The following is a 14,771-nucleotide window of genomic DNA, read 5'->3' as shown; positions in this document are numbered from 1 at the left end:
TGTTTAAAGCATCATAAGATGCAATGTTCTTTCATGTGTTCCACCACGCGGTCAGTGTTATGGTTATCTCTAAACGTGTTGATTTGCTCGTACTTTTCCTTATATTCATTTTCCAACACAAACTCGCTTTTGATGGCTTGCTTGGTAGTATCTACGAGTTCTTTAAGTGATATAGAGACGGGACCAGGAGCATTTGCTTCGTTAACGGGCGGGGTTGCCCCGTATTTATCGATTAAATAAGATTTGTCTTCCCAGTAAAAAATAGGATAAGCCCCGCGATAGATACTGTCGTAAATGGCAGACGAAAAATCAGTGATAAAAACTTTGCCGATCTTTAATGCTTCCGAGGGGTTTACTGCCAACAAATCTCTATATTCTGTTAGTTCTTCATAGATGTATTCAGCGAACTTATTGTGCGAGACGACAACAAGTCGGTCTTTTAAACCCGCTTTTTCGAACGCCCGAATCACTTTTACAAGAGATTTAAAATATGTCGTTTGTTCCATTTCTCCGTTATAAATCATGCCTTCTTCCCAATAGCGGTAAGTAGGCATATATACAATCTTGTCAGCATCTTTATTCATTTTTGCATAATCAAGCGTAGGAAGGCCTGTAAACCACAGATCTTTGTCGGTGTAGCCCATTTTATGAAACTCTTTTGCTTCAAGTCTTGAACTGACAACATTTTTATGGATGTTATACGCTTCGTAATTTTTATAAAAGATTTTCCCCAACGGATTTTCAACAGGTTTTGCAAACATGATCCCATGCTGAAGAAAGATGAGTGGAACCTCTTTTATTTTTTTAGTAATCGAATTGATGTAAATCCGATCGTTTATAACGTGATTGGAAAGATCGCTGCTTACAAAATAGTCAGCAATAAACAAATAGAAATAATGACGAAAACTAAAGCGCTCGATAATGTCTCTTTTGTATTTCTTTTTTAGTTCAGAGTATCTTGATGCATGTCGATCTAAAATAAAGAAATTTTTTGAGTTTTTGTACTTTTTTTCCTTTACTTTTTCGAACACGCGGATCCCTGATTCGTCAGCTTTTGATGCTTGTTTCTCAAAAAACAGATTAACCTTTTTTGTTTTATTCTTGTACAAGATGCGGGACATGTAGTGCGCTAGTTTAATTTTAATATGGCTGTTGATCGAGTACATCTCGCAATTTGGTACAACAGAGTAAGTGGCTTGATTATAAATATTAGAACGAAGAGCAATCACTTTCTTTCCAACTCGTTTTAAACGAAATACAAACGAAGGTTTTGACCTTCTTCCGAATGAAAATTTATGAATGGGCCCTTTCTTGTTTCCGATAAACAACGGGTAATGAACGTGTGTTCCAAGATCAAGCGCTTGGGCATTGATTTTAAAATAACCCAATTGTTTGAACCCTTTTATTCTTTTAAACGGTCTGACGAACGTAGAAACTTGATGGTTCTCGTTCAAGGTGTAAAGGTGGTCATACTCACCGAATGCTTTATAAGCATGATGAACCATACGTCCGATTATGTAGATGGATCGATTAGTCTTGAAAGGAAAAAGGAGTGATTTGAATTGAAGCGCTCGTTTTGGATTTTTCTTTACAATGCAAAGCCCTTTTAGCGTCATGAAAATGTAATAGCGGTCCCCGTTAATTTCATAAACCCCGATTTTATGGCGAAACGCCTCAAGAACATTATTTTTGTATTTGAAAATATGATAGGGTTTCTGAGCATGCACCTTTCGTATGTTTATTCGGTTGGTTTTGCCGCTTTTTTTATCCAATATTTCGATACGATTTCGCCCGACAGATTCCACGTCGTAATAGGGAAGTCGTTGGATTCTCTCCACCACCATTTTGGTTAGATGAAGCATTTGTTGTTTCTTGTCATAAGAAACAACAAAATGAAAATCACCCCAATGCATTTTGGCAAGAATGACATGTTTTCCAGAGAGGGAAGGGTGCAGCTGCACAGGGATTGTTTCTTCCTTGTGTTGATAGGAATAAAAATCATCAATAGTTTTTATCGATTTGCCTTTAAGGGAAAAAATGAAGCCGCCAAAACTATTCCTTTCTATGATGGCGTCTTGATCGTAATGGGTGATTTTTGGGCTGAAATCGTCATAGTGACCATTTTTCATTGATTTTTCTTCCAAACAGGCATACAGCCTGTTTGAGAACACATAAAAATACAAATGTTGATTTTTATGCACCCCGCTGTAAAGAACTTGGTTTCTATCGTGTACTTCGCATATTGGGATGTACGGGTTCTTCTCCAGTTCGCCCCACTCAACGCTAAAACTTTGTTTATAATCAGGGAAATAAAACACCATCCCTGATTGGTCATCATTTATCATCTCAATTTTGGCTCTGTTATGAAACCGCACGTGCAACACTCCTAATCACCATTTTTCTTAAACATTTTCGTTCACTTACTCTTTAAATCCGTTTTAATTTTAGTGGTCGAGATTCCTTCGGTCCGTGGCAAATAAACGACGTGGCAATAAGGCTTTAAAAAGTCAAATTTACCCTTCCAGTCATCCCCCATCACAAACGTGTCCACATTGTGATGCTGAACATCGATCACCTTTTGATCCCAATTCTCTTCTTTAATCACTTCATCCACATATCGGACTGCCTCTAAAACGTGCTTTCGTTCCTCGTATGTATAATAAGACGTTTTACCCTTCTGGGCATTGAACTCATCGGATGACAATCCAACAATGACATAGTTTCCGTACTCCTTTGCCCGACGCAATAAGTTGATGTGTCCTGGGTGAAGCATATCGAATGTTCCATAAGTCAGCACTTTTTTCATAAGTTGCACCTCCGTCTATACCTCTATTGAAAAGAAAGCGCAGAAACCATCTTTCTAAAATAGAAAAAGAAGGGGTGGGGGAGGAAAAAGCCAATTATTAAGCAATACAATTCAGACTATCAAAAAAAGGCGGTCGCGCATCGTGTGGAGAGAAATAGCTGTAACACTCTATTTATATAGTTTTTCGTTCATTTTTCGGGTTTGCAAAAGCTTCCCTCAACGAACCAAAACGATATTTGTTGTTTATTTTGGCTATAACGTCAAACACCTTTTGGACGAGTGGCCGCAAGGGATCTCCGAGCACTCTGTTGTGGTAACGGGGAAACATACGAAAGCTTCATTCGAGAACAAACGGGGGAGAACCATCATCCCCTTGAAAGGGTTCAGGATCGACAGGTGGATTCGTTTTATATACCACCTGGCTACGTCGAAAACGGTCGTGGTGGACAATTACTATGCGTTTTTACAAGTCACGCCATTTAAGAAGAATGTTCGCTGCATTCAGCTATGGCACGCAGCAGGAGCTGTCAAACAGTTTGGGCTGGAGGATCATTCGCTAGGGAACAGAAGCGAACGTGCAATAAAGCGCTTTCGTGATGTATACAACCGAATGGACTATGTAGCTGTTGGTTCCGAACATATGGGTGACATCTTCTCGAAGAGTTTTGGTATCCCCCCGTCACGCATGCTTCACATTGGGGTTCCTCGGACGGACTTCTTTCATCAAGAGGAGAAACACGGAGAGATTATCGAAGAGGTGAACCAGAAGTACCCTGAATTAAAAGGGAAAAAGGTGATCCTGTACGCGCCGACATTCCGAGATCATGAGCAGCATAAAAAAACCCCATATCCGCTTGATTTAGAGAGGATGAAAGACGTTTTGGGTGATGAATATGTCTTGCTGTTGAAGTGTCACCCAATCGTGACGTATCATATCGATCACAAATTATCCGATTTTGTGATTTCCGCTAATGCGTACAGGGATATTAATCATTTGTTACTGGTGACTGATGTGTTAATCACAGACTATTCGTCGATCCCGTTTGAGTTTTCGTTCCTGAAACGTCCTATGATTTTTTACCCTTATGACCTGGAATCTTATGAAAAAGAACGAGGGATCCAGGAAGATTATGAGGCGCTGGTGCCAGGTCCTGTGGCGCATTCAACAGAAGACATTATAAAAATGGTTCAGACGAAAACATACAACGAAGAAGAAATGGAGAAATTCCATAAGAAATGGAACCGATTCTCTGATGGAAGATCAAGCAAGCGTCTTGTGAACTTCATTTTCTCAGAGCAACATGAGGAGTAAGAGGGTTTGCCAGACGCTTAGAAACGTGTTATTCTTCACCTATTCCACTTTTAGTTCCTCCGCTGCCGTTAAAGCAGAGTTGCTAGAGCAGGAGGCAGAGAACTCTTTCCTTGCTACCGTTTTGCGAGGCTGGAGTTCCAATAAAAAAGACTAGAACACTTCTGTTCTAGTCTTTTTATGGTTTTAGAAAAACACGTGTCTGATCGCTTCAATATCCTTCAGGCATCCGAGTTTGCGCAGGGTATCAATAACTGTGTTCGAGATCCCTGATCGCTTTCGCAAATCTTCTGTTCCTCGGAACACGCCTTCACGTGATGTATTGTAGAGTTTCCATGCAGCAGGCGTATTTCCGTTTTTGCTGTCCATTCCAACACCAGGGAGGGAAGCGAATGGAGGAATAATCGTATCCCCGTCAATCGTCCATTCAACAGCGTGCGAACCATACATACGAATATTGCCGAATTTGATGCCTCTTACTTTGGCCTCGTGGACCCGTTTTAAATATTTAATTTTTCCTTCTTCATTCGATGTGGTTTGTTTCTTGCTCTTCTTATCGTCCACTTCCTGTTGAAGTTCCCTTATGCGGGCGCGCATCTGATCCGTTGGTAAACTCACTTCCTGGATATCCGCATCAGCCTGACGCGCCGTCAGATCTGCCGCGTAGAAGTGAATCGGATGATACACCTTGAAATAAGCGATCCGCATCGCTGATAAGACATAAGCAGCCGCATGAGCTTTCGGGAACATATACTTAATCTTCTTACAGGATTCGATAAACCAGTCAGGCGTTCCGTGTTCCTTCATGAGGGGCTCCCATGACTCATCGGTCAGCCCTTTCCCTTTACGAACCCTCTCCATGATGGTGAAGGCGAGCTGCGGGTCGATACCAAGTTGGATCAGTCGGACCATGATGGTGTCACGGGTATCAATGACATCTTTCAGGGTGCAGATGCCTTCCCGTACATACTCCTGCGCATTATTCAGCCATACATCCGTCCCGTGGGACAGTCCTGAAATTTTAACCAGTTCAGCGAATGTTTTCGGCTGCGTGTCTTTGATCATTTCCATCACAAACTTTGTTCCAAACTCAGGGACTCCGAGTGTTCCTGTTTCTGCTTCAATCGCCTCTATCGGAACACCCAATGCTTTCTCGGGATCGGTGAATAACTTCAGAACGAGCTCATCATTCGGAGGCACATCCTTTGGTGCGATACCCGTTAAATCCTGAAGCAACCGAAGCATATCAGGGTCGTCATGACCGAGAATATCAAGTTTAAGGATATTATCGTGAATGGAATGGAAGTCATAATGTGTCGTGCGGAACGGACTGTTTTTATCGTTAGCAGGAAATTGCGAGCCCCCAAAATCGTCCATATCTTTGTCAGCTGGAACAACAAGCATCCCGCCTGGATGCTGACCTGTTGTGATTTTGGCACCCTTAATCCGTCCTCCGACGCGCGTTTGTTCCGCTCGGCTCCATTTCATACTGCTTAACTTTTTCTTGAACTCGCTTATCCTTTCCTCGACTAGCGATTTGGATTCTCCAGACGCGGTTTTCAGTTGTTTCGTCAGGTCACTGATTTCCTTTTGGTAGTGTTCCTGATGTTCTTTCATATATTTAAAAACAAACAGTTCTCCTTTTTTATCGGCCACCGTGCCAATCGTCCCTGCCCGAAACACTTTATCACGTCCGAACAGTTCCCCTGTATAATCATGGGCTCGTGGCTGATATCCTCCAGCGAAGTTCAGATCAATATCTGGAATCTTATCGCCTTTAAAGCCAAGAAACGTTTCAAACGGAATGTCCTGCCCTTCTCGTTTAAGCCCTTCAGCCCCGCAGCACGGACACGTTCCTGGCGTATGACTCTTGGCAATCTCTCTTGTTTTGTCTTCCCCGAGAGACTGGACGAATCTAGTAAAGAAGTGTTTCCTGGCATCACTCGCGAAACGCTCTTCCTGGAACAACTCCCTCATATCTGAGGGTAAATCGTACCCAGACTGCATGTCTTCGTGATCGAAAAACACGCTCCATCGGCAGCTTCGGCAGTTGTAATGAGGTTTTAACGGGTTTACTTCCGTAATCCCGACAAACGTGGCCACAAGAGATGAACCAATCGACCCCCGACTTCCTACAATATAGCCATCTTCTAATGACTTTTTAACGAGGTCTCTTGAGATGGTGTAGATGACCGCAAATCCGTTGCCGATAATGGATTTCAATTCTTTGTCGAGTCGTTTCTGAATGTTTTCTGGTATGGGATCCCCGTACCAGGCTCGCGCGGTATTGAGCGTTTCATTCTCCAGTTCCTCATTTACCCCAGGGATGTCTGGGGTGAACAACTCGTCAGGTAGGGGAGAAAACATGGAACACTGATCGGCGATGTGTTTTGGATTGTTTACAATATACGCGCGCTTCTCTTCGTCGGACAAATACGGGAAGCTCTCCATCATCTCATCCGTTGTTCTGAAGTGATGAGACCCGCTTAACGCATCCATATGCCCCGTTCTCATGTGATGAGCTCCTGTTGAATGGTAGTAGGCAAGAACCTGCTGCGGGAGACGATCCTCTTCATCAAGATAATGAGTATAACCTGTCGCGACGATTGGTTTCATCAGTCTTTTCGCTGATAGGATAATGGTCTTCCAGGATCGGTCGATTGACTCCATGCTACCCGCTTTGTTGCTTTTAACAAGATGCTCAGCGAGGGCGGATGGATTGATTTCAATATAGTCATAAAACGCCGCTTCTTCTTCAACGAGGTGTGAGGGTTTATTCATAGCGATGTCGAACAGACGTCCGTTGTAAGAACCTGACCCGATCAGAAGTCCCTCGCGATACCTGTTTATAATACGTTTTGGTAACAGAGGGGTACGCCCGAGAAAATCATCGTGTGCCAGGGAAACAAGGTGTTGCAGGTTTTTGAGCCCCGTTTCGTTTTGAACAAGAATGGTGCACTCATCCGCGAAGAAGGATTGGTAATAGTCCTCGTCCATGAAGTGCGTGTTAATGGCTTCTAACGTCGTGACATCCATCGTTAACAGCTGGATGATCATGCGCGCGAAGACGTGCCCTGTGGCTTCAGCATCCTGATCCGCTCGGTGGTGCTTCTCGAGCGGGACGCCGTATTCCTTTGCCAGATCCTTTAATCCATGACGTTTCATATGCACATTGTGGTTTCTTGAAATGATAAGGGTATCGGCGACGATCATAGGAGGAGATTCCCTCTCACATCGCCTGTAAGCCGATTCGAGCATGTCGTTATCAAAGGCGATGATGTTTTGCCCGACCAATACGGTTCCGCTGTGAAAACGATGGAACCCTTCGATGGCTTCTTCGAGAGAAACACCGCTGTCGCTTTGCTCCTGGGTAATCGACGTCAGTTCTGTGATAAACGGTGTGATCGGTTTAGGCGAACGGATAAACGTCTGAAATCGATCGATGGCTTTGTGGGCGGAAAGGGTTTTGGTTGCCTTTTCATCTTCCACCGCTTTACGGGCTTCCGTTAATTTGAGGATTTTTTGCTTTTTAGGAAACCCGAAACACGTTGGGCAAACCCCTTTTTTCAGAAATGCCTGCGGTGACAGGTCCCCGTTTAACTTTTCCTTGTGCTTCAGAATACGCGGATCTATTTCAATGTCCATCGCATCAAGGTTAGTGAATCCTTTAAGCGGCTGACTCCATCCGCATTCGTGGCAGGAAACCTCACCTGTCGGCGCAAATTTCGTGGCCCCGATCTCAATCAGGTGATCATCCTCTGTTGATAAACCCGTTGACTCGACGTCATAGGACGTAAAGGTAACCTCTGAAAGCGGTGTGGAATCTGCGTTTAAGACAAGCGGAATCTCGTCATCGACCATATTAACCGTCATGCCGTAGATCAGCTTCATCTCTTCCTCTTTGGCTTTTCGGTACGCTTCAGGAAACCCTTGAATCGCAGAATGATCCGTAATCGCAACCGCTTCGTGCCCATAGGCTTTGGCGCGGTCAATCAAATCACCTGCTTTCATTGAGGACAATTGCATTGAATATTGCCCAATCGTGGATAGTTCAACTCGTTTCTCGGAGGCTTCGTCTTTTTTCTCCTCTTTTGTTGAGGGGACTTCCATCATGTTCTTGACCGTTAGCACAAATTCATCCCATTTATAGGAGTCTCTTTCCAAGTCTCCTTCGATTCTGACACGCATGCCTTCTGTCAGCTTCACGGTTCGTGGTGTGAAAAACTTATAGTACGTAGAGTGTGTGCCGTCGTAAATGGATCCTTCATACAAACGATTCCCGTTCTTGAAGGGCCCTCGTTCTGATACATCAAATAGTTCTCCTTCTAAAACAACGCCGTAATGCTCTTCGTTGCTTTTGATTAAATCGATAATGGGGACAGGTTTCTCATGGATCTTCCCCCCTAAAATCACGTTTTTCATGTTCATATTCCTCTCTTAACTAGTGTTTTCGGTTTATATGTTTAGTTGCTTTGTTCTTGTATTTTAGCATATAAAACTGACAGTTTTATCTTTTTTCATGTTTAGAACAAATTTGTCATGCAATAAAAAAAGGGATGGATACAAAAATCCCTCTCGCTTCCCGTCATTTTTTTCTTCTGATTGCATCCATACGAATCAGGCATTTCATGAGTCGCCTTCTTTCTTCCTCCTGAAGAGCCTGGAACTGAAACGCACATTCTCCGTTAACGGAACGAACAGGCACCGCTTGAAAGCGAAACGCCTCCTTCTCGATCTGAAACAAAAGGGTGACGGGCCCGCGGTAATGAAGCGACGTTTGAAGAAGAACCCCTCCTCCGCTGATATCCTTCATTCTGGCTGTTGTTGCATGTCCATCTGAAAGGATTTCAACATCGACAAAGGGCAGGCGCAACCGAAAGAACGATCGGTTATTCATGGGGCAATCCCTCCTTTTTTGTAGTGTAGAGGAGGGGAGGTATTGGGGGAAGAAAATTGACTATTTTTTTTGCCTCCCTATAATAAGGAGACTTGAGGGAGAGGTGAGATCTATGAAAGAGGAAATCCAGAAGTCGTTGGTGTACCTTGATTTTAAAAAGAATGTTTTCAAATTTTTCTCCGTATCCGTTTTAAAAGTGCATTACAATCACGTTCAGGTTATTCTCCGTGAAGGATTTCTTGGGAACAACAACAAGGGCCGTGAAACGGTTAAGCGATTTGAGGGCGATCGGCGTATCTATAAAGAAGCGTACAAATATGCATGGCGGAAAATTTATGAGAAAGAAAATGAGGGATACATCAGTCGGGAACGGGCCGAAAAAGGGCATGAAACGGCTAAACAAGAAAAGACGGAACGAAAAAAGCCCCCGAAGCGAAAGAAACCAGCGTGCAGCCAGTGTAAGAAAACGATGCCGCAAGATCGGTACGACCAGATCAACGAGTGGGGAAGGGGAGAAGGAGGCTGGGATGAAACGAAAGACCTGAAAGGAAAAGTTCTTTGCATCGATTGCCAGATTGAAAAGGATGTCTTCCGAAAACGACTGAACGGAAAGCCTCCTATGAAACCAAAGAAGAATAAAGGGGGCCAGGATAATGAAGAATCATAGACTCGTCCTGTTTGTTTCTTGATTTGTGGAAATAGGTTTTCAGATCCTGCCCATCCCCCTATCCTCACTATCACGATTATGCAATTGATAAAAAAAACGCCTAGGAAACGTTCATGCTCCTGGCGTTTTTTCACTCCATTTCGCCTTCCCAAAACGTGCTCATTTTTCGTTTGACCTTTGATCGGCAGCGCGGGCAATGAAGATGATCATCATCTGAGTGGTTTGGCTCGTGACAGGAATAACATACGTATCCCTCCATTTTTTCCAGCGAAAACAGCCCATCCATCCCGTCTGTATACGCTACATCTCCGTCTAACCCACACGATTCGCAAGAAGCTTTTTCATGTAACGGTTCATCAGCCTGAATCGGAACCCGACCACCGCAACCTTTGCACTGAAGCGCGTAGGCTGTGCTCATTTTATATGAGGAAATGTCATGACAAGAAGAGCATTGACAAGCCACCCATCCATCCCCCTCGACCGCAGTCTGTTTCCAGGAACAAGATCCGCTTTCGCAAAAAAACAAGTTCGTATATTTCATCACTCTCCCCCCTCCCCCTCCCTTTTCTTGACATTACGAAGCGTCCCTTTAATATGAATCGGATAAAGGAGGCGATCGTGTGAAAAAGGTCTGGGTAGTAGCTGCCATTGTAACAGCAGCTGTTGGGTTTTGGTATTGGTCCTCTCATCAGGTGGCAGAGGAGAAAGTTCCACAAGAAGAAATGACGCCCATCACAGAGGTGGCAAAAGATGGATTGGAACCGATTACGATCTCGGTCATAGGGGAGGAGAAGGGATTTCAATCAGACGGTGAGGTTTCGGTGGACGTGGCATCATGGGAAGATGACATCTCTACCCGTTTTATTCTCATTCCGTTTCATGAGCCTTATACAAAAGAGAGGGAAAAGAAAGTTCAACAGTGGATTTCACAGCAAAAAATCGTTTTGTTCTACGGGGAAGAAGTGGACCCTTATGAAGCAGGGGAACGATTTGATGAAGACATAACCGTTTACACGGTAGAAGGAAATGTATCGGTCTCGTATATGCTGTATGGATACGGGTATTCAGAGACATACAAAAAGAAAATCCCCCTATTTCTAGGGGGCGAGACGTCAAACATCTATAAAACTATCCAAAATTTTGTTTACGAGAATCAACACGTATAAGATGGATTTCTTTTTTAGCGATTTTATCGTCATACAGGCGCTTATCTCGGATTAGTTCTTTGTTATGTTGGTAAACTTTTCGTGCGTTGTAGACATACTTGGCTGTTTCTCTTTCCCACGTAATCGGAACAGGTCGATCGTTTTCATGGACATATCCTTTGATCACGATTTCATCACCTCTACTATTACCCTATGCAGGGACACGCGCTCATATGAAAAAAACGCGAAGGGAATCCTTGCGTTTTTTCTATGGGCGGATAAAGGTTGAAGCGTTCCTTAGAGGGGGAGCTCATCTTTGGTGCTGTCGATATATCGAAACCAGTCTGGTCTTTTTGCTTCTTTTTCGATTGTGATATGGCTCTCCAACATTTGAAGGGCTTCCTGCTTACGTCCAAAGAAATGAAGCATTTGTTTATATTCGACAAAAAGAGGGACGTGTTCTTCCTTGAAAAGATAAGAACCAAGCGGCGTACGCGGGAATAGGATGAGTCGTTTTTCTTCCATATCTCTTGCGTAACCTGAAACAACAGCAGGAGTTTCCTCGATGATTCCTGCCATATCTTTTGGTTTTAACATACGCATCCCCCCTTTTTATGATTTCATTTTAGCATGAAGGGAACCCCGTCGGTGAAAAAGAACCTGATTCCTCTAAAACATTGCCAAAACCTTTCTTGACTTTAAGCGGTAATCGAATATCTTTATAAAAATGCGCAGGGGAACGCTCAGAAAAAAGGGAGGGGGACGATGTGAAAAAAAGAACTCGTTTATGGTTTTTCGTAATGATACCCATTTTATTTTATGCTTTTTTGCTAACTCCGAAACAGGCAGGAGCGGCTTCTGATGTAACATGGTACGGGAGTTGTTCTGTTCCTGACAGCAATTATAGATATGGCTACGGGAACGCTACGAAAACGTCTTGGCAGCCTTACTTTGGGTACAGCACAAAAAGTGGAAAGGAGCCAACCGAAATCGTCTATTCATTCCGCTACCACGACTATTACTACTCATCTGGGAAAAAACATGAGGCCGACGACATTAACAGAAAAATAACAAACAATGACACCATCCTCTATGATTCGAGCTACTGGGGAACTTCAAAATCAAAGAACTACTGGTCTATGTATGCGATAGTAGACATGACCCGCAACGTATATTTATCACAAACAAGATACTATTACGGTGAAGTAGAAGAGATTCTCCCTTATGCCAAAAGTGGTTCATTTAAATTAAAAAGTGATTATGTAGCCATCGCGATACATGGAGCGAGAGAAGTGAACAAACATCCCGATTTAGAAGTAGGGGATAAAGTCAGGGTGGAAATAACGGAAGAGGGCGGAGCAACGGTAACAGAGCCGTGTGATAAAAATCTTCAAACTTCATCCATATCTGCCGACAAAGGGACTGTATCGCACAGGGTGAAGTATTATTCTTCTGGTGTTTCGAGCAGTTATCAGACCCATTACACCTACTTTGTTAACGATGTTAATGTCCGCGTCACAGACTCTAAAACGAAGCAAGGGGAACCCCTTCCAGAATTCAGCTGCGTGAAAACATACGGAAACGGAGCAACAAGAGACTGTACTTCGAGCTTATCCCTATCCAAAGACTCAGGAGGAAAGACCACGCGCGAGGTATGTTACACCTATAAAGAGAACGGATACAGCGATGAAGCATGCACCACGCGTGTCTATGTGAAGAGTGTGGAAATATCAGGACCTTCCACTTCCTATACGGGAGAACGCAACACGTATACGTGCAGGGCTACGTTTTACGACGATTCATCTTTAAACATAACGAATAAAACAGATCCGAGCACGGGCAAAAATGACATTTGGTCTTCTTCTCCATACAATTATATTGGAGAAGACTGGGCTAAAAAGGGTTACAGATCCCCTGACGGCGTGAAGCATACATCTGGTGGTGCGAATGTTTTCTATCCAGTGGACCCTGACTCCAGAACCTATACCATCACGTGCCAGTATTACCCTGGTTCCTATAAACAATATGAAAACAAGTGGTTAAAGGACGGTTCGGGGACAGTGAAAAAAGATACCTTATCCGTTCAGCATGTAGGGATCAAATCTCTTCAACTCACCACAAATGGTGGTTTCCTGTCAACGGGTAATCAATACACCAATAAAACGGTTTCATTAAATTCGAACGATGTTTGGAGTTCTGTGGATTTTATCACAGGGAACTGGTATGACTTTAAAGCTACCGCTACCTTTGATGATGATACCGTTAAAAATGTGACGACGGCTCCTGAAGTATACTGGGAGCAATCGGGAGAGTACCCTGTTCAAAAATCGTATCATACGAACATGCCTGAATCTGGACTTGATCACCGAATTCCAGAAGATGGGTACAATAACATAACGGTCCGATATTTCCACGACAATATTCCTTACGGAACACCTGATTACGGGCAGACGAAACGAACAGGAACCCTTTGGGCTCATCAGTTAGCGGATATTGAGATCCGAAATGAAAACGGAAAGGCGCCAAAAACGGTCGTCAAAACGGATGAACAGGTCCAATACTCCGCCTATGTTGTGTGGTCAGATAACGGAAAAAATCCTTTTGGAAGAAACGCCAAAGAGGATTGGACAAATGTTGTAAACTGGGGAGGAGAGTTCAGTCTTGGTAAAGGACTCTTTGAATTCAAACGAGCTGGTCATAACGAAAAAGCAACCGTCACAGCCAGCTTCCAGGATACAGCGGAAATCCTCAGAGACAGCGGATACTCACACTGGGATGAGCTTTATCATCAAATTGAAGTCACCATTGATGATTGTTCATCGGTGGACCATTTAGCATCAGGATGTCCGATCCCTGCTGATTATTGGCGTACAAACCCATCTGTCGGTTTCTCGATAACCTATCCGTCTAAATCAACCATCACGATGCCGAACCACAACTGGCTTCCGCCAGCTGATGTTTTTGGATATGCATCCTGGTCGAACGACAACAATCCATATTATTTCGAAAAACAATTCTCTGTATCAGGCATGAGCACAGGCGTTGGAAACAAATAATAAAAACTGAGAGCGTCATCTCTCAGTTTTTTTCTGAACCTATTCAAGTATGAAAAGAGGGGTTTATACGTTTTTAGCTTCTTCTACAAGCTGCTGGTAAGCGTTTAACAGTTCGTCGTAGCTGCTTCTGAAAATGCGGGCCAGGGTTTCCTCTTTGCTGTTTCGGATGATCAGTTCTGCGCCATGCCGCATCTGATAGGCTTCGATTCGCTGCTCTTCCTGAGGTTGGCTTTTGAATAAAAGGGTTCTTTGACTCCCTTTCTTTTCAATGAGCGCCATTTTTTCTTTTTCCATAAGTTTAGGCTGGTCCAATGAGAGAATACCATTTTCTCCTTTTTCTTCCCATACGGTGATCCATCGTTGTTCGCCCTCATTCTCAACTTCGTACAGGTAATAATCTTTAGCATCACTCTCTGTTCTGACGCTGATATCTTCCTCCACGTATTCCACAATAAACGATCGCAGCACCCTCCATTGTTTATTTTGTACGGTAAACGAAGATCCGCTCAGAAAAGGATGAGCGCCAAAAGGTGTTTGGAATCGTTCTTCAAAATAGGGGAGGGTCCCGTTCAATTCCTGTTGTTTTCGATTTCTGGCCGAAGTTGGCGGGACTCCTCCTTCTGTGTAAAATCCGACCAACCATTCACTTTCGACGTGAGGGACAACCGTATTCACCTCCCCGCAATGATCACAGGAAATGTTTTGAGGGGATAAAGGTCTGTTTACCCTGTCTCCTTCCAGCGAAAAGGTGTTTTCTTCCTCCCCCTCCCCGTACTCGAGCAAAAATCTTGTAGTTCGTGTACACGTCTTACAAGGGGTATCTCCAATGACGTAATCCATATGTGTTCCTCCTTTAACGTTCCATTTTGTACGCTACTATTCCAAAAAAAG

At 43.6% G+C, this 14,771-nt stretch carries 11 protein-coding genes and 1 pseudogene; 4 read left to right on the top strand and 8 right to left on the bottom strand.

Going from position 1 to position 14,771, the window contains the following annotated elements; all coding sequences use genetic code 11:
* Positions 1–11 precede the first annotated feature (11 nt).
* Both IMZ31_RS19955 and tagD read right to left on the bottom strand, forming a co-directional pair.
* The gene (locus IMZ31_RS19955; protein WP_207531288.1) at positions 12–2,375 is read right to left on the bottom strand and encodes a CDP-glycerol glycerophosphotransferase family protein; all 2,364 of its coding nucleotides are present in this window, start codon (positions 2,373–2,375) and stop codon (positions 12–14) included.
* A 41-nt stretch (positions 2,376–2,416) separates the two neighbouring features.
* Complete coding sequence (gene tagD, locus IMZ31_RS19950; RefSeq protein WP_207531287.1) at positions 2,417–2,806, bottom strand: glycerol-3-phosphate cytidylyltransferase; 390 nt, start codon at positions 2,804–2,806, stop codon at positions 2,417–2,419.
* 142 nt (positions 2,807–2,948) lie between these two features.
* Between tagD and IMZ31_RS19945 the strand changes: the two genes are divergently transcribed.
* Complete coding sequence (locus tag IMZ31_RS19945) at positions 2,949–4,118, top strand: CDP-glycerol glycerophosphotransferase family protein (RefSeq protein ID WP_207531286.1); 1,170 nt, start codon at positions 2,949–2,951, stop codon at positions 4,116–4,118.
* A gap of 846 nt (positions 4,119–4,964) precedes the next feature.
* Here the strand turns inward: IMZ31_RS19945 and IMZ31_RS19940 are convergent.
* Positions 4,965–8,138, bottom strand: a pseudogene (locus tag IMZ31_RS19940) (exonuclease domain-containing protein); the annotation flags it as partial.
* Positions 8,139–8,700: 562 nt separating this feature from the next.
* Positions 8,701–9,012: a PilZ domain-containing protein gene (locus IMZ31_RS19935; RefSeq protein WP_207531284.1), complete on the bottom strand. Its 312-nt coding sequence runs from the start codon at positions 9,010–9,012 to the stop codon at positions 8,701–8,703.
* Between the two features lie 112 nt (positions 9,013–9,124).
* Here IMZ31_RS19935 and IMZ31_RS19930 point away from each other — a divergent pair, with 112 nt between their 5' ends.
* On the top strand, positions 9,125–9,679 hold the full coding sequence (locus tag IMZ31_RS19930; RefSeq protein ID WP_207531283.1) for a hypothetical protein: 555 nt from the start codon (positions 9,125–9,127) through the stop codon (positions 9,677–9,679).
* Positions 9,680–9,809: 130 nt separating this feature from the next.
* Here the strand turns inward: IMZ31_RS19930 and IMZ31_RS19925 are convergent, their stop codons facing one another.
* Positions 9,810–10,220, bottom strand: a complete 411-nt coding sequence (locus IMZ31_RS19925; protein WP_207531282.1) for a hypothetical protein — start codon at positions 10,218–10,220, stop codon at positions 9,810–9,812.
* Positions 10,221–10,299: 79 nt separating this feature from the next.
* On the opposite strand from IMZ31_RS19925, the gene IMZ31_RS19920 reads away from it, so the two are divergent.
* Complete coding sequence (locus IMZ31_RS19920) at positions 10,300–10,845, top strand: hypothetical protein (protein ID WP_207531281.1); 546 nt, start codon at positions 10,300–10,302, stop codon at positions 10,843–10,845.
* On the opposite strand, the gene IMZ31_RS19915 is transcribed toward IMZ31_RS19920, so the two are convergent.
* Both IMZ31_RS19915 and IMZ31_RS19910 read right to left on the bottom strand, forming a co-directional pair.
* Positions 10,808–11,011: a hypothetical protein gene (locus IMZ31_RS19915; RefSeq protein WP_207531280.1), complete on the bottom strand. Its 204-nt coding sequence runs from the start codon at positions 11,009–11,011 to the stop codon at positions 10,808–10,810. The genes IMZ31_RS19920 and IMZ31_RS19915 overlap by 38 nt on opposite strands.
* Positions 11,012–11,121: 110 nt before the next feature.
* Positions 11,122–11,421, bottom strand: coding sequence for a hypothetical protein (locus IMZ31_RS19910; RefSeq protein WP_207531279.1), 300 nt, complete (start codon positions 11,419–11,421; stop codon positions 11,122–11,124).
* Between the two features lie 170 nt (positions 11,422–11,591).
* Between IMZ31_RS19910 and IMZ31_RS19905 the strand changes: the two genes are divergently transcribed.
* A complete protein-coding gene (locus tag IMZ31_RS19905; RefSeq protein ID WP_207531278.1) occupies positions 11,592–13,880 on the top strand; it encodes a hypothetical protein in 2,289 nt (762 codons plus the stop codon).
* A 63-nt stretch (positions 13,881–13,943) separates the two neighbouring features.
* Here IMZ31_RS19905 and IMZ31_RS19900 read toward each other — a convergent pair whose 3' ends face one another.
* Positions 13,944–14,720, bottom strand: a complete 777-nt coding sequence (locus IMZ31_RS19900; RefSeq protein ID WP_207531277.1) for a hypothetical protein — start codon at positions 14,718–14,720, stop codon at positions 13,944–13,946.
* Positions 14,721–14,771 lie beyond the last annotated feature (51 nt).

It is taken from the genome of Pontibacillus sp. ALD_SL1, assembly GCF_017355605.1.
The sequence above is the reverse complement of the archived record's forward strand: the minus strand, read 5'-3'. Positions and strand labels throughout refer to the sequence as shown.